This is a genomic window from Cytobacillus sp. FSL M8-0252, from assembly GCF_038007345.1.
In the GTDB taxonomy this organism is placed as follows: domain Bacteria; phylum Bacillota; class Bacilli; order Bacillales; family Cytobacillaceae; genus Cytobacillus; species Cytobacillus kochii.
On sequence record NZ_JBBOWZ010000001.1, the window covers coordinates 906,004 to 925,546 of the forward strand.

Annotated in this window: 20 protein-coding genes; 12 read left to right on the top strand and 8 right to left on the bottom strand. The window is 36.3% G+C overall.

The features are described 5' to 3' along the window. Positions 1-31: 31 nt before the first annotated feature. The 6 genes from MKX83_RS04725 (at position 32) to MKX83_RS04750 (ending at position 4,819) form a co-directional block, all read left to right on the top strand. Positions 32-1,699, top strand: a complete 1,668-nt coding sequence (locus MKX83_RS04725) for an FAD-binding dehydrogenase (protein WP_322910095.1) — start codon at positions 32-34, stop codon at positions 1,697-1,699. A 12-nt stretch (positions 1,700-1,711) separates the two neighbouring features. After that, complete coding sequence (locus MKX83_RS04730; protein WP_095370487.1) at positions 1,712-2,185, top strand: GNAT family N-acetyltransferase; 474 nt, start codon at positions 1,712-1,714, stop codon at positions 2,183-2,185. Positions 2,186-2,688: 503 nt separating this feature from the next. Next, entirely contained in the window at positions 2,689-3,321 is a 633-nt protein-coding gene (locus MKX83_RS04735; protein WP_307314891.1) for an HNH endonuclease family protein, read from the top strand. Positions 3,322-3,350: 29 nt separating this feature from the next. Then, positions 3,351-3,593 carry a hypothetical protein gene (locus tag MKX83_RS04740; RefSeq protein WP_307314888.1) on the top strand — a complete coding sequence of 81 codons (243 nt, stop codon included), beginning with the start codon at positions 3,351-3,353 and terminating at the stop codon, positions 3,591-3,593. A 109-nt stretch (positions 3,594-3,702) separates the two neighbouring features. Then, positions 3,703-4,398, top strand: coding sequence for a hypothetical protein (locus MKX83_RS04745; protein WP_341054371.1), 696 nt, complete (start codon positions 3,703-3,705; stop codon positions 4,396-4,398). Positions 4,399-4,441: 43 nt separating this feature from the next. Beyond that, positions 4,442-4,819, top strand: a complete 378-nt coding sequence (locus tag MKX83_RS04750; protein ID WP_322910092.1) for a hypothetical protein — start codon at positions 4,442-4,444, stop codon at positions 4,817-4,819. Positions 4,820-5,513: 694 nt separating this feature from the next. On the opposite strand, the gene MKX83_RS04755 is transcribed toward MKX83_RS04750, so the two are convergent. From MKX83_RS04755 to MKX83_RS04765, 3 genes are all read right to left on the bottom strand, one after another. Beyond that, a complete protein-coding gene (locus MKX83_RS04755) occupies positions 5,514-6,638 on the bottom strand; it encodes an MFS transporter (protein ID WP_341054374.1) in 1,125 nt (374 codons plus the stop codon). A gap of 67 nt (positions 6,639-6,705) precedes the next feature. Next, on the bottom strand, positions 6,706-7,236 hold the full coding sequence (locus tag MKX83_RS04760) for a TetR/AcrR family transcriptional regulator (RefSeq protein WP_341054375.1): 531 nt from the start codon (positions 7,234-7,236) through the stop codon (positions 6,706-6,708). Between the two features lie 418 nt (positions 7,237-7,654). Continuing rightward, on the bottom strand, positions 7,655-8,068 hold the full coding sequence (locus MKX83_RS04765; RefSeq protein ID WP_095370479.1) for a VOC family protein: 414 nt from the start codon (positions 8,066-8,068) through the stop codon (positions 7,655-7,657). Positions 8,069-8,242: 174 nt separating this feature from the next. Here MKX83_RS04765 and MKX83_RS04770 point away from each other — a divergent pair, with 174 nt between their 5' ends. Further along, complete coding sequence (locus tag MKX83_RS04770; protein WP_341054378.1) at positions 8,243-8,767, top strand: dihydrofolate reductase family protein; 525 nt, start codon at positions 8,243-8,245, stop codon at positions 8,765-8,767. Between the two features lie 32 nt (positions 8,768-8,799). Here MKX83_RS04770 and MKX83_RS04775 read toward each other — a convergent pair whose 3' ends face one another. Then, positions 8,800-9,183 (bottom strand): nuclear transport factor 2 family protein, encoded by a 384-nt coding sequence (locus MKX83_RS04775; protein ID WP_307314869.1) that lies wholly within the window; start codon positions 9,181-9,183, stop codon positions 8,800-8,802. Between the two features lie 390 nt (positions 9,184-9,573). On the opposite strand from MKX83_RS04775, the gene MKX83_RS04780 reads away from it, so the two are divergent. The 3 genes from MKX83_RS04780 to MKX83_RS04790 all read left to right on the top strand — a co-directional run bounded on the left by MKX83_RS04780 (position 9,574) and on the right by MKX83_RS04790 (position 13,154). Then, positions 9,574-11,037: an Msr family ABC-F type ribosomal protection protein gene (locus tag MKX83_RS04780; RefSeq protein WP_307314868.1), complete on the top strand. Its 1,464-nt coding sequence runs from the start codon at positions 9,574-9,576 to the stop codon at positions 11,035-11,037. A gap of 13 nt (positions 11,038-11,050) precedes the next feature. Continuing rightward, entirely contained in the window at positions 11,051-11,968 is a 918-nt protein-coding gene (locus tag MKX83_RS04785; RefSeq protein ID WP_341054381.1) for a macrolide 2'-phosphotransferase, read from the top strand. A 229-nt stretch (positions 11,969-12,197) separates the two neighbouring features. Beyond that, entirely contained in the window at positions 12,198-13,154 is a 957-nt protein-coding gene (locus tag MKX83_RS04790) for a hypothetical protein (protein ID WP_341054386.1), read from the top strand. Positions 13,155-13,339: 185 nt separating this feature from the next. Here MKX83_RS04790 and MKX83_RS04795 read toward each other — a convergent pair whose 3' ends face one another. Next, on the bottom strand, positions 13,340-14,044 hold the full coding sequence (locus tag MKX83_RS04795; RefSeq protein WP_341054388.1) for a polysaccharide deacetylase family protein: 705 nt from the start codon (positions 14,042-14,044) through the stop codon (positions 13,340-13,342). Between the two features lie 130 nt (positions 14,045-14,174). Here MKX83_RS04795 and MKX83_RS04800 point away from each other — a divergent pair, with 130 nt between their 5' ends. Both MKX83_RS04800 and MKX83_RS04805 read left to right on the top strand, forming a co-directional pair. Next, positions 14,175-15,857, top strand: a complete 1,683-nt coding sequence (locus MKX83_RS04800) for a YrzE family protein (RefSeq protein ID WP_307314857.1) — start codon at positions 14,175-14,177, stop codon at positions 15,855-15,857. A 390-nt stretch (positions 15,858-16,247) separates the two neighbouring features. Further along, entirely contained in the window at positions 16,248-17,009 is a 762-nt protein-coding gene (locus MKX83_RS04805) for a TerC family protein (protein ID WP_341054394.1), read from the top strand. A 94-nt stretch (positions 17,010-17,103) separates the two neighbouring features. Here the strand turns inward: MKX83_RS04805 and MKX83_RS04810 are convergent, their stop codons facing one another. From MKX83_RS04810 to MKX83_RS04820, 3 genes are read right to left on the bottom strand one after another with little or no spacing between them, the layout of a single operon-like run. Next, positions 17,104-17,454 (bottom strand): sensor histidine kinase, encoded by a 351-nt coding sequence (locus tag MKX83_RS04810; RefSeq protein WP_341054398.1) that lies wholly within the window; start codon positions 17,452-17,454, stop codon positions 17,104-17,106. After that, positions 17,451-18,806, bottom strand: a complete 1,356-nt coding sequence (locus MKX83_RS04815) for a sensor histidine kinase (protein ID WP_341054401.1) — start codon at positions 18,804-18,806, stop codon at positions 17,451-17,453. Before MKX83_RS04815 ends, MKX83_RS04810 begins: the two co-directional genes overlap by 4 nt. Beyond that, positions 18,803-19,510 carry a response regulator transcription factor gene (locus MKX83_RS04820; RefSeq protein ID WP_095370469.1) on the bottom strand — a complete coding sequence of 236 codons (708 nt, stop codon included), beginning with the start codon at positions 19,508-19,510 and terminating at the stop codon, positions 18,803-18,805. Before MKX83_RS04820 ends, MKX83_RS04815 begins: the two co-directional genes overlap by 4 nt. Positions 19,511-19,543 lie beyond the last annotated feature (33 nt).

Here is a 19,543-nt window from a genome sequence, read left to right on the forward strand (position 1 = left end):
CTAAATAAATGGATGAATGGAGGAAAGTTCAATGGATTACGATGTGATTGTGGTTGGCGCAGGATTAGCTGGTTTGGTGGCAACGGCAGAAATAGCGGATGGTGGGAAGCGGGTATTACTTTTAGACCAAGAGCCAGAAGCATCCTTAGGTGGCCAAGCATGGTGGTCATTTGGTGGACTGTTTTTAGTCAATTCCCCTGAACAGCGTCGAATGGGAATCCAGGATTCTAAGGAGTTAGCATGGCAGGATTGGCAGGGGACAGCTGGCTTTGATCGGATAGAAGATGAGGACTATTGGGGATTGCAATGGGCTAAAGCTTATGTTGAATTTGCAGCAGGAGAAAAGCGGGCATGGTTACACAAGATGGGGGTTCGTTTTTTTCCAGTAGTCGGTTGGGCAGAGAGGGGGGGACAGTTAGCTGATGGCCCTGGTAACTCTGTACCACGCTTTCATATTGTCTGGGGAACAGGTCCAGGAATCGTTGAGCCATTTGAACGCCGAGTACGGGAACATATGAAAAAAGGCTTGGTCCAATATCAACCGCGTCACCGTGTGGAGCAATTAATAACAGACGGTAGTATGATTGTTGGATTAAGTGGCTCCGTATTAAAGGCTAGCCAAGCGAAACGTGGGGAAGGAAGTAATAGAGAAGTAGTGGGTCGCTTTAAATATGATACAAAACTCGTCTTAGTCGCTAGCGGAGGAATCGGTGCGAACATGGAGCTGATTCGTAAAAATTGGCCAAGTAGACTTGGAGAGCCACCTCAACAGATGATTTCTGGAGTTCCGGCACATGTGGATGGAAGGATGCTTTCGGTTACAGAGGCAGCAGGCGGAAGGATTGTGAACCGTGACCGCATGTGGCATTACACAGAGGGAATTAAGAATTGGCAGCCTGTATGGGAGAACCATGGGATTCGTATTCTTCCTGGACCATCTTCTATTTGGCTTGATGCAAATGGAAAACGTTTTCAAGCGCCTAACTATCCAGGTTTTGATACACTTAGTACACTAGAGGCAATTAAAAAAACAGGCTATGACTATTCTTGGTTTATTCTTTCTCATAAAATAATTGAAAAAGAGTTTGCCTTATCTGGCTCCGAACAAAATCCAGATTTAACGGGTAAAAGCATTAGTAAAGTGATTGGCAGAGCATTAAAACGTGTACCAACGCCTGTAAAAGCATTTATGGATAAAGGGGAAGATTTTGTTATTGCTAGTCAACTAGGTGATCTTGTCACTGCAATGAATAAACTTTCTGGCAATGATTTGCTGCGTGTGGATGAAATTGAGAGACAAATTCAAGCAAGAGACCGTGAGATTGATCATGCTTTTACAAAAGATTTGCAAGTGACAGCTATTAGAGGAGCAAGAAACTATCTGGGGGATAAATTAATACGAGTGGCTAAGCCTCATAAAATTCTTGATCCAAAAAATGGCCCGCTTATTGCCGTTCGTTTAAATCTCTTAAGTAGAAAAACACTAGGTGGTTTGCAAACCGATTTATCAGCAAGGGTGTTAAATGAAAAGGGATCCCCTGTTCACGGCTTATATGCAGCAGGAGAAGTAGCCGGCTTTGGCGGAGGTGGAGTGCATGGCTATCGCTCATTAGAAGGAACGTTTGTTGGTGGCTGTCTTTTTACAGGAAAAGTGGCAGGCCAAGCAATCGTGGCAGCATTAGATAATGAAACGATATGAGGAGCTTATACGATGACATATAGACTGACAAGACTTGCTAATGATGACGCAAAAGAACTGTTCAAATTTGAAAAAGTGAATAAACAATTTTTTGAGAAAAGTGTTCCACCTAGACCTGTAAGTTATGAGATATATGAGCAGTTCCTACAAGTCTTAATAGAATTATTAGGGGAGCAAGCTGAAAATAAATCATTATTCTATCTTATTAGAAATGAAACAGATGAAATTGTCGGTAGAATAAATATTGTAGATATAGACTGGCGAGAGAAAAAGGGTTATCTTGGCTATCGCATAGGTGAGACATACACTGGGAAAGGGATAGCGAGTCATGCATTGCAAATTCTTCTACAGCAAAATAAGAAAATCAATCAATTCTTGGCCAAAACAACGAAAGATAATATTTCTTCTCAAAAAGTATTAGAGAGAAATAACTTTGTCATGCAAGGAGAAGAGGGGAATTTTATTTACTATCAGTGGGATCGGTAGTTGGATACAAGTTACTAGGTGAGAGGAGATTACGGCATTTATGTTTGAAAAAATAGGAAGGGGTGAGGGAGTTGTATAAAGAGAAACCAATGCTCTCATATAAATGATAACCTATCGACCCCAATTTTAATAAGGAAGAACAAAAAGATTTGGTTCTCCGGGGATTTATACCATATATTCAACTGCTTTTCTTGTGGATTTTGTGTGTCAACATGACATACCCCTATTTCCCCACACATCATTCTAATTTGCTTATTATCTTTCGAAGAAGCACATCTTTCAACTCTAGTATGTAGTCTTCAAAGAAGTCAAATTAACAAAATATTAATAATATTGTAACTTCAATTGATGTTAATTATGATATACCATAAATAAGTAGATACATAATTATTTCAAAGTGATTATTACTTGCTAAAACTCATAGAAAGTCCTATCTAAGATTGGTATTAGCAGCTCTTATTAGAGTGTTGATATAGACAACCATTATAATGAGGAGGAATTCTATGTTGAAAAAGTCGTTGCTGTTCTCTTTGTCTCTTGTTTTATCATTGCTTGTTTTTCAGTATGATTTATTACCTGCTTCTGCTTTGCCTCCAGATTTGCCATCCAAATCTACTACCCAAGCACAACTTAATTCGTTAAATGTACAAAATGAGGGATCCATGAGTGGCTATAGTCGAGAAAAATTCCCTCACTGGATTAGTCAAGGGGATGGTTGTGATACAAGACAAGTAATCCTTAAGCGTGATGCCGACAATTATAGTGGTAATTGTCCAGTGACTTCAGGTAAATGGTATAGCTATTATGATGGCATCACTTTCAATGACCCCTCACAATTAGATATTGACCATGTCGTTCCACTCGCAGAAGCATGGCGTTCTGGGGCAAGCAGTTGGTCAACTGCTAAAAGAGAGGACTTCGCCAATGACCTCAATGGACCACAACTCATCGCAGTATCAGCCAGCTCCAATCGTTCCAAAGGTGACCAAGATCCATCCACATGGCAACCACCTCGTGCAGGTGCAAATTGTGCTTATGCTAAAATGTGGATCAATACAAAATACAATTGGAGTTTGCATTTGCAGAGTTCTGAAAAAACAGCTCTTCAAGGAATGCTCAATAGTTGCTCCTATTAAACAATCAACCAATGAAAGGAGTCAATTAAATGGATACAATCTCATCTGTGTTTAAGGCAACTCATGGTGTTATGACTACTGAGGTTGGTGTCATCAGTGGGGATCTTGAATTACGAACGACATCTGACAAAGAAGGTAACCTCACTCTTGAGATTACTTATGTAGATGCGGATGAATGGTACACACTTCCAGGGGGAAACTATCAGTTACATGACACTCGGGACCATGATGTGATACACCGGATGTTAATTGCAGTATTAAACAGGCAATAATCATATATGTAATGTGGCGTTCTTGAATGTGGAAGTCGGCGTGAAGGTATTCAAGCTTTAATTAAATTGAAGGATAGCCATATTCAATAAACCATGGAAAGGAGTACCGATGTTTAATTGGCTAACTGAAATAGAAGGACATCCTTGTTCAATAGATGAGGGAGAAATAAAAGATTTCAGAATGAGGAAAATAATTGTAAAGAAAAGTCCGAAAATGATGAGTGCTGTTTGTCAGTTATTCGCCGCCGTCGATATCATTAATGAAGAGTCTAGTATGATGGTCTATCCAATACCTGATGAACAGGCGAGATTGCTTGTGATGGAGATGGCTGCTCCTCATTATGAGGAAATAAAAGAAACCATTATTGCTGGACGGGTAAAGGAAATGAATTTATTTCATTTGAAACCAGAATCAAGGATCATTATAGAAAAGAATCTCCAAAAGAATGGGTATCCGGCTATCCAAGATTTATATAGAAGAAAACGAATAAAACTCTCAGATACACCACAAAAAATAAAATATTATCTCATCAATAAAGAGAAAATCGCACAATTAAGCTCAAGAGAAACGGAAGAAGTTTTCTCCTTTTTTCATGCAACCTTTTTTGTTCAACAGGAATCGATTCTCCTTCAGCCTACTGGTTGGCAACTAGAGGATGAGTTAATCACATCTTATACTATTCGCACATTTAGTAGAATGGCTGGAGATCTCGTTCTTTGGGTAAATGAAAATTCGAATGATGTAGTTGGATTAGAAGTGTATCGTAATAAAATTCCACTTCCAATTGTTTCTAATTTAAGCTAATATGAATTAGATAATAAATAATAGATAATAGGAGAAGATGCTTATGTTTAACCGTAATCGTAATAAAAACGTAGAAACAGTTGACCAAGAAGTGGAAATAGATAATATTTATACCATATTACCCCCTCCAGGTACAATTATTGCTGAAGCAACAGAAGAAGAGATGGAGCAAGCAGCCGAATTAGAAATACGTCATATGGCTTTTATGAGATTACAAGAGATGTATGTACAGTTCGATGGTTCTTCTTATAAAGAATTATTGCAAGATTTCCAAGAGTTCGAAAGAGATTCAACAAAGTTTTGGAGAACAGTAGCAAAAAGACTGGCTGTTCCTTATGAATGGCCGATTAGAATTGATCATGCCAATGGCCCCATTTATATAGGTGAACATGAGGTAGTTGTCGAAGAAGAAGAAGAATAAAATAACTTGTTAGAGATAACCTATTACCTTCATGGATAATAGGTTTTTTTTTGCGGATGGCAGAAATAATCATAGTAAATGGACAACTAATCACTAGATTAATCAGGTCGCCTTACTTCTACATTTTATTGTGGAGGATTTTTAAGGGTTAGAGTAATCCAGTATTCTCAAATATTGTATAATCATTCATTATATGCATTTTGACGTTAGTTGATTAATTTTGTTAAAATTAATGTTAAGATTGTCTTATAAATGTCATTCAAAGTAAAAGTTGAATGTGTTACTGTATAAGGAGGAAACGAAAATATACAGGTTAATAGTATAAATATTAATAAATAAGAATAGGTGGGGGAAACAACAAAGAGTATGCATACAATAAAAATAACCAACAACAGTGAGCAATTAGTTGAGTGTATAGAATACGAGCAGGAGAAAGATTTTCATAGAGTCTTAGAACAATTTAAAAATAACCCAATTTATAAGGAATGCTTATTGGAAGAATCTAAGGGACAAAGGGTAGCGAGTTTAAAAGTGGATAGTGTGAATGGTAACATCCATCCTAACTAAGCAACTCTAGAATTGAATGAAAGTTCTGAACAAAGAATAAGCATCAGTTATTGTTTGAGGCAACAATAACTGATGCTTATTCTTTATTTCGTGTAGCGGTGATTACCTATGAAAAAGCAGATCCTACTCATGACGTTGACTTCTTCTTCGTTGTGACAAACAAAGCGACTAAGCAAAAGGCGGCAAATATGTTGAAACTAAAAGGATAGGAAGTCATTTCAATGGATATACCGGCGAGATAGGAACCTAATGATTGCCCGATTCCCAGTGCGAAAAAGGATAAACTTACTCCTAAAGCCGGCAAAACGGGAAAAATCCTCGTGGCCCAGACAATACATAGTCCCGTGAGGAAAACGTAGGTACTGCCAAATAGACCAGCTGAAAGGTAAATAGCCACAGCGCTTGGAATTGTTAATAGAAAGATAGACGTTGCTAGTAAAAAGACAAGTAATCGGTAAGACAGGGACAATCCCAGTTTTTGAATAAAGTTTCCTGAAACGCCTCCAAGTATGCCAGCCAATCCTATGATCATCCAGAATATCACACTTTCATTGATTCCTAGTCCATAGCTTGAAGTTATGAAGCTTCTTGAAAAAGTCCAGTAAATTGAAGAACTTCCGCCGATTAAAAGGGAAGCAACTAATAAATATTTAGCTGTTTTTATAGCAGATAGATATTTAATATTGTTATCTGATACCGATTCCTTTTTCTCATCAGGAGGAAGAGAAAAATGATTCCAAATCAATACAAGAGCAGCAATAACAGCAAATAGTAAGTAAGCTAATCGCCAATGATCAGTCAATAAAATAACGATGGGTCCGGTCAAAATAATACCAAAGCTGGTTCCACTATTGATCCATGTGTTTCCTTGGTCGAGCTTTTCTTTTGATAAAGTGTTTTGCACCATTTGACTTAATGCTGGAGAAGCTAATCCACTACCTAAACCAGCTATAAATAGGCTTATATTTAAGTATAAAATAGATGGCGCACTAGCCATCCCTAGTAGTCCAAAAACGGCTGTAAAACCAGCAAAGAGATTCACTTTCCGGTAGCCAAAATGTTTAATCAATAAGGCTGAAAGTAATAAAGCAAGTGCATAGGCGATAAATGCAATGGAACTCCCTAGCCCAGCTTCACCTTCACTCATGCCCAATGTATTCGAGATATTTGGGAGAAATAAGCCATAACTTAAGCGGGCAAGTGCATATGTGACAGCAATCATTGCTAATCCAGGTAGTATTACTTTTCTCATGTTTATTCACCTCATTCAAATAGATATAACGTTCATTATATTTTCTTGAAATAAAGAGCGAGACCCTCTATTCCGAAAACAAACTCGATACTGAATGATGAAATTCTGTTGCTACAGTCTCTATAGCAAATACTTCTGCCAAAGCGGTAGCTCCTTCAAATAACAATTCAAGCCTTAGTGCCTCGTTGCTATTCAATCCTTTACTTGTGAAAAAATCAATGAGCCGTCTTTTATGTTGTTCAGTAAAACTGACAATCTCACCATTAAATGAAGGTTCTAAAGAATACTCCTCTTTAGCCCGCAGAAACATACAACCATTTGAACCGTTTATTCTTAACCAATTGATGTGTGCCTCGGCTAATCGAATAGCTAAGTTGCCCTGATTGGATATGGCATTTTCTAAAATGTCAAAATATCTTTCTTCTCTTCTACGTAATACTTCTAAAATAAGCGCTTCTTTCGATGTAAAGTGGTTGTACATTGTCATAAGAGCTACATTAGATTCTTTAATAATTTGTTTTAAGCCAACTGTATGAAAGCCGTGCTGATCAAATAATTTCTCTGATTTTTCAAGTAATTGCTCTTTCTTTTTACTCATTTACCCACACATCCTTTAGATATAACGTTCATTATATAAATAGTAAACCATTAAAAGGGGTTTTTCAATTAAGCTGATTCTTTTGGATAAAGGAGGTAGGAACATAACAAAATGAGCTAAAATCAAAAACGAACAATTACAAATTATGATCTATAAAACTCCTTTTACCAAAAATTCCATTGCACTCGCGTACACTTGCTTCCCGCGGGGAGGGGCTTGAGCCTCCTAGGGCATTACCTGCGGGATCACAAGCTCCCCCTCTATTTCCCACAGGAGTCGAGTGTCTTCCGCTCCGGTCCACTATTTACTTCATATAAAAAGATAAATTACAAAAAACCCGAATGATTAGCTGTTAGATATACCTAATCATTCGATAAATCCTTAGCTAGCATACTGATATCCTAACCTCTTTTCCTTCTTACTTTTCTTGCATTCTTTTTACATTCTCTGAATGATACGGTGAATCTTTTACTTCATTTACTACACTAAATGGATTACCATCTATATCGAAAAAATCGAAGAACGCCATCTCTCCCATATGTTGAATATCAGTCGTTATGACTCCATTTTTATTAAAATACTGATGAACTGTTACGATGTTATCCACGACAAAATTATAATAGGCGTTTTTTTGGTTATCTTGTATAGTGAATTCCGTCGGTTGTGGACGATTCACTTTGATTAAAGCTAACTGAGTTGACCCAGTAGGTAAATAAAATCCCGCGCCCCCTTCCCAAACGTCAATTTTTGTCGCACCTAAGTATTTTACGTACCAGGAAGAAGATTTTTCAATATCTGACACAGGAATAAAAATGCTACCGACTTTAAACATAGGTTTCCTCCTAAAAAATTGGCTTAATTATAATAATAATATAAAAAGTGTAATATTTTAAATTTTTAAATATCAATTGATTTAAATATGTATGATTATCTATTCGGTGTAGATGATATGAATGAAGATGTATGTTAAAATATACGAACAATTGTTCTTTTTAGGAGGGTTATGATGAGAAAAGTAGTACTATATATTGCTCAAAGTTTAGATGGTTATATCGCAACAAAAGAAGATTCGCTAGATTGGTTATTTAGTGTGGAGTCAGAAGGAGATAATGGCTACGGTGAGTTTATCAACGGTGTGGATACAATCTTAATAGGAAAGCGTACGTATGATTGGGTAATGGAACAAGAAAAGGGAGAATTTCCATACAAGGATAAGGAATGTTTTGTGTTCTCCCGATCAGTGAATGAAGATACGGAATATGTGAAATTTATTCATCCAGATATTAAAGTATTTACAGATCATTTGAAAAATGGTGAGGGAAAAAGCATATGGCTAATCGGTGGAGGTGACTTACTTTATACATTCTTACAGGAAAATCTTATAGATGAAATGATTGTTACTGTTGCACCAAGAATCATTGGTGAGGGCATTCCCCTTTTTAAGGCAGGTGATTATCAATTCAATCTTTCTTTAAAAAGCACGAGAACCTTTAATCAATTTGTTGAATTACATTATGTTGTGGAAAGGTAATGTTTCGAGAATTAATGTTCTGTCACAATCATTCAATCGTGTTTAATTAAAAAGGTTTTGACAGTATTAATTGTATTTTTTCCGGCACTTGTGAAGGTAATGATATGGCAAAAAGAAAATGTTGAACCATCTGACATAGTATAAGTGCCATCCGCTGACGCAAGTTTTCCATGGGTGATAATTCGCTCAATATGTAGAGATAAAACATGATTATTTTCAGTGTTAGCAAAGAAATGAAATAGGCTCTCTTTGCCAATGATTGACTGATGGTTCACTCGTTGCCATTGGATATCCTCTGACAAATAGTGAGAACCTTGGGAGGGATCTTTACGAGCAAAAGCATGTATCATTTCTTTAATCGTCTCTTTTTTTGGTGCATTGCTACAATCTTTTGGGTAAGTAAAGGTAAAGTCCATTATACTTTCACTCCTTTTTATGTATCTTACCGGATTTTTTGCCTGATTGACAAATCTATGGAGAACATAATATAGTTATTATTAATAAAAGAAGGGAGGATCATTAAAAATGACTGCAAGTATGAGATTACGCCACGTTACTTTGAACAGCTAATTGAATAATGTTCAAAGGCTCTGTTTTCATAAACAGGGTAAACGGGAGTAGTCTGCACATTTTTAATGGTTTTCATCGTGATAATTTCGAACAGAAAACGCAGATTGTCTGTGTTTTTTTGTTATCTCTAAAACAAATACCACCATATACGTTTACCCTAAACACAGACAACCGAGCGCGTCTGTGTTTTTTTATGATCACATTCCTTTAATCACTCAACTAAAGGAAGTGGCAGCGTGGGACAATTAACATTAGAAATAAAAAATATTGAGGTGACATATCTAGATCGTATTATTTTAGAGATTCCTTATTTATCAGTCTACCAGTATGATCGAATTGGGATTGTTGGGAAGAATGGTAGTGGTAAAACGACCCTATTAAAGCTTATGTATGGGGATATCTATCCTTTAAAAGGAAGTGTGAGTAAACAGATTGACTTTGGCTACTTTGAGCAAAAAGAAGTGCCGGAAACAAGGCAAGCAGACGGAGAGTTATTATCAAGGTTATCCGTACCAAATGAGGATGTGAATCATTTAAGTGGTGGTGAACAGACACGATTAAAACTTGCTCAACTTTTTTCCACCTATTATGAAGGATTGCTTATCGACGAACCGACAACCCATCTGGATAGTGAAGGCATAGATTTTTTAATAGATGAGCTTATGTATTATTACGGTTCGCTCATTATTATTAGTCATGATAGATACTTGCTCGATCAATTGGTAACAAAAATATGGGAAGTTGAAGATGGACACGTAACAGAATATGTGGGCAACTATTCTGACTATGAGTCACAGAAACAACTAGCTCACAATCAGCATATTCAAGCATTTGAACAATATAAGAAAGAAAAACAAAGATTAATTCAAGCAGCGGATGAAAAAATGAAGCAAGCAGAAAAAGTGAATCAAGCCAATCGTTCAATGTCGAAAAAAGAGGCAAAAGCAAAAGCGAACCGAATGTTCATGACGAAATCAAAAGATACAAGTCAAAGAAACATTCATCGTCAGGCGAAGGCAATAGAACAAAGAATAGATCAGTTAGGAGAGGTAAAGACACCGGAAGTTGATCGTGTGCACCACTTCCCACAATCAAAAATTCTTCAAATGCATAATAAATACCCAATAATGGGAGATAGAGTCTCTTTATCTGTTGATGGCAAACGATTATTAACACATGCCAGTTTCCAGTTCCCATTAAGAAAGATCATTGCCATTGAGGGAAGGAATGGTTCCGGTAAAACGGTTTTACTTAAACATATCGTCTCCAATGGGGATGGAATAGTTCTATCTCCTAATGTATCATTTGGTGTTTATCATCAGCATAATTATTTATTAGAAGGTGTACAAACGGTTTTAGCATTTATGAATGAAAACAGTGTATATGCTGAAAGTAAAGTTCGTACAGTCCTTCATTCTATGGGTTTTGAAGGGAATGACTTGCAGAAATCGGTAATGACCTTAAGTGGTGGAGAATCAACCAGACTTGTATTATGTCAGCTATTTTTAGGAAGTAATAATGTACTCATCTTAGATGAACCAACCAATTTTCTAGATATAAGAGCCATACAAGCATTGGAAAGTTTTCTTCATGCATATGAAGGGACTGTACTGCTGGTAAGTCATGACCGAACTTTCGTGAAAAGAGTGGCGGATCATATTTTTAAAATTGAAGAGCAACAAATAAAACAAGTGAAATAAAGGAGAGATAAAAATGGATAAAAAAGAAGTGAAAAGACTAGCTAACAAACATGGATTAATGATTGATGAGGAAGAAATTAAAATAAATGAATCAGGTATGGATTTCTTAGTTGCACATGTTGTGGATAAAGAAAATAATCAGTGGATATTACGTATACCACGCCGTGAAGATTCAATGACTCGTTCAAAACAGGAGCATGCGGTACTTGAAGTACTTTATAAACATACGAGCATTAAAGCACCGCATTGGGAGGTTTTTACGAATGATTGTATGGCCTACAAACAATTAGACGGTATACCAGCTGGCACAATCGATCATGAGATACAAAACTATATTTGGAGCTTCGATAAGGAAAGTGATTTGACAAGGTATCACGCAACGTTAGGTGAAATACTGGCAGAACTTCACCGAACGCCGATTCCCTATGTAGAAGATATTGGTATTAAAATTTTTAATAGTTCCCAAGCAAAAGAGGAAATGAGTTCAAGAATGAATAAGGTAAAGGAGATTTATGGGGTAAGCGATGAACTTTGGAGACGTTGGCAGAAGTGGTTGGCGAATGATCGCCTATGGCCCAATCATACAGGATTGCTTCACGGTGACGTGCATCCAGGGCATATTCTTGTGAATAAAGAGAAAGAGGTAACAGGATTGATAGACTGGACTGAAGTAGCTGTCGGTGATGTATCTATAGACTTTACTTCTCATTATTTAATTTTTGGAGAAGAGGGGTTAGATGCAGTCATCTCAGCTTATGAAAAAGCGGGCGGCAGGACATGGCCATTTATGAAAGAGCATATCATCGAACTTGTCAGTGCAGCAGCCGTTGGAGTAGCTGAATTTGCTCAACTCTCTGGCTTGGAGGAAATGGAGAAGATGGCAAAAACGATGCTTGGTGTAGATGGGGATAATGAGGAGAGCAGCAAATAAATCCTAGAGATACTCAACAAGCGAGCAAAGACTGTGAAAAGATTTGCTCGTTTGTTTTTACTATCATTCGTTTGAAATCTACAATCGTCATTTGAAAACAGGGTGAAGCAACATACGACGATTATCCGTAGGTGATCCATAGTTGAACTGAACCATTAAGAATAATGAAGGTAATAGAAGAATAATGTCGAATCCCACATAGGAAGAACAGCAAATGGAGGTTTTTCGGGTGGCACATTTACTCTATCAACTCTGTATTCAGGGTGAGATCACACAAATCTATCAACAATTAATAAGAAAGGAGCATCGTACTGCAGAAGAGGAAGCCATGTTGAAAAGTTATCAACAGCGCTTCTTTCAGAAGAATGAACCTTTTCAACATGTTGATAAGTGGATAGCAAATGTAGTTAATTGTTATCACAGCTATTTTATAGATGTTTTAACTAGGAGAAAAGATGTTTCTCAAGCGGAAAGTGATCTATTAATAGGTTTAGGTAAATCAACATTTAGCCATGCTCAGTCGATGGAAGAAATAGAAGAAGAGCTGAGACAAATATTTAAAGAGAAAGGCTATTCATTCGTCGGAGGAAGGACATTTCCACATTATGGTCCATATATTTGGCAAACTACAGAAAGTAAAAAGGTAGATGTTGAACTTTTAAATGAAATAGAAACGGTTCAAGTATTTTTCCTCGATGATTTTTTGATGCTGGGTTGGCTAGACTATGCCACTTTTGGAGAAATAGGAGCAGGTGGATGGGCATCGAAGGAAGGGATCTATTGTATACTTCCTCGCTATAGAGAATATTTAAATGAAGATCAGTTCCTCGTTTCATTTTTAAAGCATGAAGCTCAACATATCAACGATTATAAACATTATCCGAATTTAAGCGGGAAGGAGCTGGAGTATCGCGCAAAATTAATCGAGCTCATCTATTACTCAGACCATCGTTTGCTAGAAAGGTTAATCCATCAAGCCATAAATAATGATATTCCACATAACTATGCATCTTACCAAATCATGCAGCAACTATCTACATTCTTTTTCAAGAAAAATGAACAAAAAGATATGGATAAATGGTTGAATATACATTATAAGGAAATCTGTCAATATGGGAGAAAGCTATATTGTCAACATACAGATATGTTGAAAAGGTTAAGGACAGGAGGTAAGAACAGTCTTTAAAAAGTTAGCTTATTTTATTATTTTATTTAGCTGGGTTGTATTATTTAGTTATTTCTATAACCTTTTGATGCCAAAGAGCTGGCTTTATCTAGTCATTGGTATACCAGCCCTTTATTTTAGTACAAGTTTTTTAATAGATAGAATGAAAGGTGAAAAAACTCCTTGAAGCGAAAGGTTTATGATTTTTATTCCAATGCTTGTAGGTCATCGACAGTAACAAATCGATAGCCTTCTTCTGTTAAAGCTTTTAAAATTTCTTCGATCACTTGAAGTTCGTCACCAGATTGATCATACATTGGATGAAGGAGAATAATAGAACCAGGGTGGATTGCTTCTAATACATAGTCGATTTTTTCCTCTGGTGTAGTGAAAAAAGTATCAGGTTCAATATTCCATGTAATCGTTTCTTTTTCTTGTTGCTTGAGATAATAAGGTAAGAAAACTAATTTTTTGCCGTTTGGTGGTCTAAAGTCTATTTCGCCTTTATACCCCGCTTCATGGATGAGCGCATCGGTTTTATCAATTTCCTCTTTAATAAATATCGGTGACTTGAAAATCATTCTTGCATGTGAAAATGTATGATTACCAACTTGATGATCAGCTTCAATAATTGCTTTCGTTTCTTCGGGAAACTTCTCTATATCTTGACCAATCAGAAAGAAAGTGGCCTTTGCATTGTATTGATGCAACAAGTGAAGAACCTGTTCCACATTTTTAGTTGGACCATCATCGAAAGTAAGGGCAACAACTTTTTCATCGGTTTCAATGCTATTTGTTATGTTTCCGAATAATTGATAGGATCTTGCATTCATTAATTCATAGCTACCGAATAAAAGCAGACAAAGTAACAGTAATGACAAAATGATTTTAAGGTATGTTTTTTTTCTCACATTACTATTTCCTCACATTTTAGATTTCATTAGTCTTGATTATAACAAAAAAATGAAAAAGGACTGAAACTATTTCTGTGTAGATTCGTATAACATAGTAGAACATTGCAATAACGAAAGGGGATACTCCATGGGAGAACTATTTATATTCTCACTCATAATCGCTGTGGTAAGCGCAGTTATTTTGTTTCCAGTCTTATCTTTATTTCAAAAGGGGGAAGAAAAGAAAAAAAACCCTTCATTTAACGGGTTCCTTTTTATCTTCGTTCTTCTCTTTATTATTATCTTTAGTATTTATTATTTCACTAATTTAGATCGCAACATGAATGGTCTTGTTATCGGTTTAACAGTGTTAGCTGTACTAGGCGGTTTCTTTGCTAAAGGTATAGAACGTAAGGTTAAATTAGTATTAGGTTTAATAGGTATCATAGCTATCGCTTATATGTCTTTCGCATTTGTCTTTAATGCAGATAAAAAATTTGAAAAAGCACAAATGCAGGTCGAAGAAGAAATTGAAACATTTGATGAGAATGAAACACCAGCAAGTGTGCCGCCTGATTTTGCTCGTAATAAAATGAAGAAAGCTTTTGGGCAAGTGCCAAACACGAGCTATTATGAACTTGGGAGTTTACAAATACAAAAAGTAGATGGGCAATATGTGTATATTGCACCAGTTGAATTTTCCGGTTTCTTTAAATGGATACAAGGTGATACTACACCAGGGTATTTTACTGTAAGTGCAACAGACTCTAGTGCCAATCCAAAGTTTATTAAATCGGAAATGGCTTATACACCATCTTCCTTCTTAAACAAAGATATTTATCGCCAGATTCGAATGCAATACCCTGATTATATTTTCTATGGTGATGTGCAATTAGAAATTGATGATGATGGTAAACCTTTTTATATTCGCACCTATGGTGAATTTATTAGCGCAAGAAACGGTTTTAATCCATTGGGGATAGTGATGGTTGACCCGTTAACAGGAGCTGCTAAGCAATATAAATTAAAAGATGTACCTGCTTTTATTGACGGAGCTGTTTCGCCGGAGACAGTTAGCTTGCATAATAGCTACTTCGGAAAATATGTGAATGGCTACTGGAATAGTTTATTTGGAAAATCTGATGTGAAGTTACCATCAGATGAAGGTACAGAAGCGAATGTGAGTCCTATTTTTGATGAAAAAGGCGATATGTATTATTTCACTGATTTCACCAGTCCGAAAGAGGGCGTTGACTCTATGCTAGGATATTCTTTGACGAACTCTCGAACAGGTGAAGCGACTTATTATACGGGGAATCTTGAAGAGTCTTATATGGATTCTCAAGGGGCATTACAAATTATCGAAAAGAAATTCATTGAGAAAAAATGGTATGGTAAAATGCCAATCCTATATAATTTCTATGGTGAAGCAAGCTGGTTAACACCGGTATTAGATACAAATGGCTTCTTGCAAAACTATTTTATCGTTTCAGCTGCGAATCCGGAAATTGCTGTTTATGCTAGTACACCAAATGATGCATTGAAGCAATATAAAACAGCTCTACAACGTGGTAGTGGAAGTGTTGAAGGAAGCTCTAGTGCTGAAGAAGTCCAATTAACAGGAAAAGTAGTTAGGGTATATAAAGAAAGAGTAGGGGAATCAACAAACGTATCCTTCCTTTTGGAAGATGGTAAGAATTTCATTGCCTCTACTGAAAACAATCCGCTAGCGATCTATTTGCAAGAAGATGATGAAGTAGAGATGACCTATTTAAATACAGGTGAAATGTTTTTACCTGTTAAAGAAATGACCATTAATGGATTAGAATAACAATGCTTTACTTAAAACGTGCACAATTCTGTTATGAAAACAGAATTTGTGTGCGTTTTTTTATTTGGTAGCCAATTTCATCTATTTAACCATTGTCTAACTATTTTTTACTCTTTCTTTAGTGAGGATGGTTTTTCACCCGTTATTTACTAAATTATTTTATGAATAACAAATTTATAGAGGATTAATAGGTTGAAATCGAGGAATTTAGGAAAAATAAGTATGCAGTAACTGCCTGAGACATTATAAAAGAGATTTGCCGTTTAGAGAAGAGAACTTGGGACTCCGCCCATCCTGAACAGCTCGCTATGGGATTTCTTTGTTTTGCTACTGCTTCATGTGTGAACAAAATTTTGTTACGCATCATGCAAAAAAGGGGAGTCGAAAGGATTGGAATTGTTATTACCATATTTAGGTGTATTAATCGTTATCATCTGTCTTGAAGGATTACTTGCTGCTGATAATGCGGTCGTATTAGCATTAATGGTCAGTCATTTACCTGAGAAACAACGGAAAAAAGCCTTATTTTATGGCCTAGTTGGTGCAATGGTTCTTCGTTTCGGGTCATTATTTATTATTTCTTTCTTAGTGAACGTCTGGCAAGTTCAAGCCTTAGGTGCGATATATTTATTAATCATGTCAATTAAAAATCTATATACTTGGTTGAGAATGAAAAAGAACAATCATTCTCAACAACAGGAAGAAGTCATAGAAGAAGCTACTCAGAAAGAGTTTTGGTGGACTGTATTTAAAGTAGAATGTGCAGACTTAGTCTTTGCCATTGATTCTATTTTAGCTGCCGTTGCTTTAGGTGTAACCTTACCTGAAACAGATTGGGGTCATATTGGTGGACTGAACACAGGGCATTTCCTTGTTGTATTTATTGGTGGACTGATCGGTGTCCTTCTCATGCGTTTTGCTGCTAATATCTTTGTTGATTTACTTCATAAACGTCCGAACCTTGAGGGGGCCGCTTATCTGATTGTCGGTTGGGTAGGGATTAAGCTACTCGTAATGGTCCTTTCACACGAAGACATTGCTTGGTTACCAGAAGGATTTGCCCATTCAGCCCTTTGGCAAATCATATTTTATGGCATATTACTTGCGATCGCAGTAATAGGTTGGTTTTCTTCTAGTAAAAACCCAGCATGAGTTGTGTTTATAGAGGATGTTTTAAGTACATGCTAAAAAAGAAAAGCAGTGGATATAATGAAGTATTCATATCCACTAAGAAATTTGTTGTGTCTTAATTAATGGGAAGGATAATCCTCACTTTTGTCCCCATACCGACATCACTGTGTACTTTAATTGACCCTCCATGAAGTTTGACGAGTTGTTTAGTGATTGCCATTCCTAATCCGGTACCAGTAGAAGAATCAGTCGTATTTGTCCCACGATAGTAGCGATCAAACAAGTTATCTAATGTTTCATCGTCCATACCAATTCCATTATCCTCAATGGTAATGATGACCAATCTCTCTTCTAACGTCTGCGTCGTAATCGTTATAGTCGTTCCTTTTGGGTTGTATTTCACAGCATTCATAATGAGATTATCTAAAATTCTTTGGAACCATTTAGGATCGAGAGAAATAATCAATTGCTTTGTTTCTGATTGCAGATCAAAAGTATAGGCATACTCATCTTGATATTCATTGTCTGAATAATTGTCCTACGTATCGTTTCGTTCAATTCTATTGATTCTTCTATAATAGGTAAACTGTTATTCTGTAAACGATAAGTTAAAGTTAGGTCTTCGATAAGCTCCATCATGTAATGGGATTTCTCATCGATTGTGTCAATGAAATGTTTTTTTTCATCTAGGCTCCATTGATATTGATCGGAATTTAACATTTTTGTGTAACCTACAATAGAAGAAAGCGGTGTTTTCAAGTCATGTGATAAGCCACTAATCCAGTCTTCTCTTGTTTTAGCTTGTTTTTTTCGCATTTTTTCATTTTCTTCTAGTTGGATGGTTACAGCAGAGAGTGTTTCCATTACTTCTTTATAAAGTCTATATTTATGCTTAATAACTCCAGACTTATTATAGAGCTTTTGTTGATGTCTAATATTTGTAGGAGACGTATATTGTTTATTCCCTAAATTTTCAATCCATTGGATCACTGTCGTTACAGGTGATGCGAACTTACGCGAATATAAAAAGCCACTAATAATAAAAGTGAGTAATAAAGCGATTAGGAGAGCGATCAGTGGATATTTTAAATGATATATAAACGTTGTTGCTTCAACATCCTCTTTTATCGGATTAGGGACAGAGACAATGAGTGTCTTATTAGATTCCTGATTGGAAATACTCTTTGTCAAAAAGCTATTATTGTTACCTAATTGATAAAGTTCTTTAATAGACAGTCTCTGCTCATTGTTGAAGGTATTCAAGACTGTCCCATCCAGTGTAGATAAAAACACGGATCCATCTACACTCATTACTTCATGTTGAAGATCCCTTGGTAATTGCAATTCATCTGTTGTCCAGTTCATATGTGAGGCGATTTCATCAATGAGCTTCTCAGCTTTATTTCTTTGCCCAAACATGACAATGAGTGGCTGTTCACTATCATTATATAACTGCCAACTATAATATCGATCGTAATCCTCCTTATGATCTATCAAAGCTGAGAAGTTCATTTCTAACTCTTTAGGCGAGTATAAATGCTTTATTAGCTGCCCTTTATTATCAAATATTAATAACCATCCAGATTGCTTTTTTACTAGCTCTTTTAACTCTGATTGGATGGTGACATGCCCATTGTTTAGTTGTATTTGATCCTCTAAAAATAGTTCGTCAGCTTTCCCAACATTCCCTTCAATCTCCGCCTTTGATAAATAATAACCAAAGAAAACAGTAAAGGTTAAAAGAATAAAAGAAATGAAGATAAAATAAAAAAACAACTGCAAAAGAAATTGAGTAATAAAACGTCGATGAATACTCATTTTGGGGTATCCCTACTAACAAACTTATAGCCAAGCCCTCGTACAGTCACAATCCATTTTGGATCACTAGGATTGTCTTCGATTTTCTCTCTTAACTTTCGAATATGAACCATTACCGTATTATCTTCTCCTAAGTAAGGCTCCCCCCAAACTTGCTCATAAAGCTGTCCTTTACTGAATAGTTGATTAGGGTGCTTACATAAGAAAACGAGTAATTGGAATAATTGAGCTGAGAGATCGATTTTTGTCTTGTTCTTATATACTTCACCTGAATGAATGTTGATCTCAAGGGAGCCAAAGTTGAATTGCTTTAATTTTTTTGATGGTAAATGAGTTTGTTGTCTACGTAAATGGGCAAGTATCCGTGCCACGACTTCAAGTGGATTAAAGGGCTTAGTAATATAATCATCAGCGCCTAAGGCAAAACCTGATAACTTATCTAGATCGGATGCTCTCGCCGTTAGAAAAAAAATGGGTGCATTAGTGATCGCACGTATACTTGGACAGATGTCAAAACCACTTTTACATGGAAGCATCACATCTAAAAGGATTAAATCATACTCGTTATTTTCACATAATGATAAAGCATCTTCTGCTGTGCCAGTCGTATGTATATGGTTAAAGCCTTCTTTTTTTAAAATCGTCACTAACATCGTACAGATTGACTGTTCATCGTCTACTATTAATAGTCTGCTATCATACAATTTCTATCATCCCCTAGCTAGTATTCCGCATAT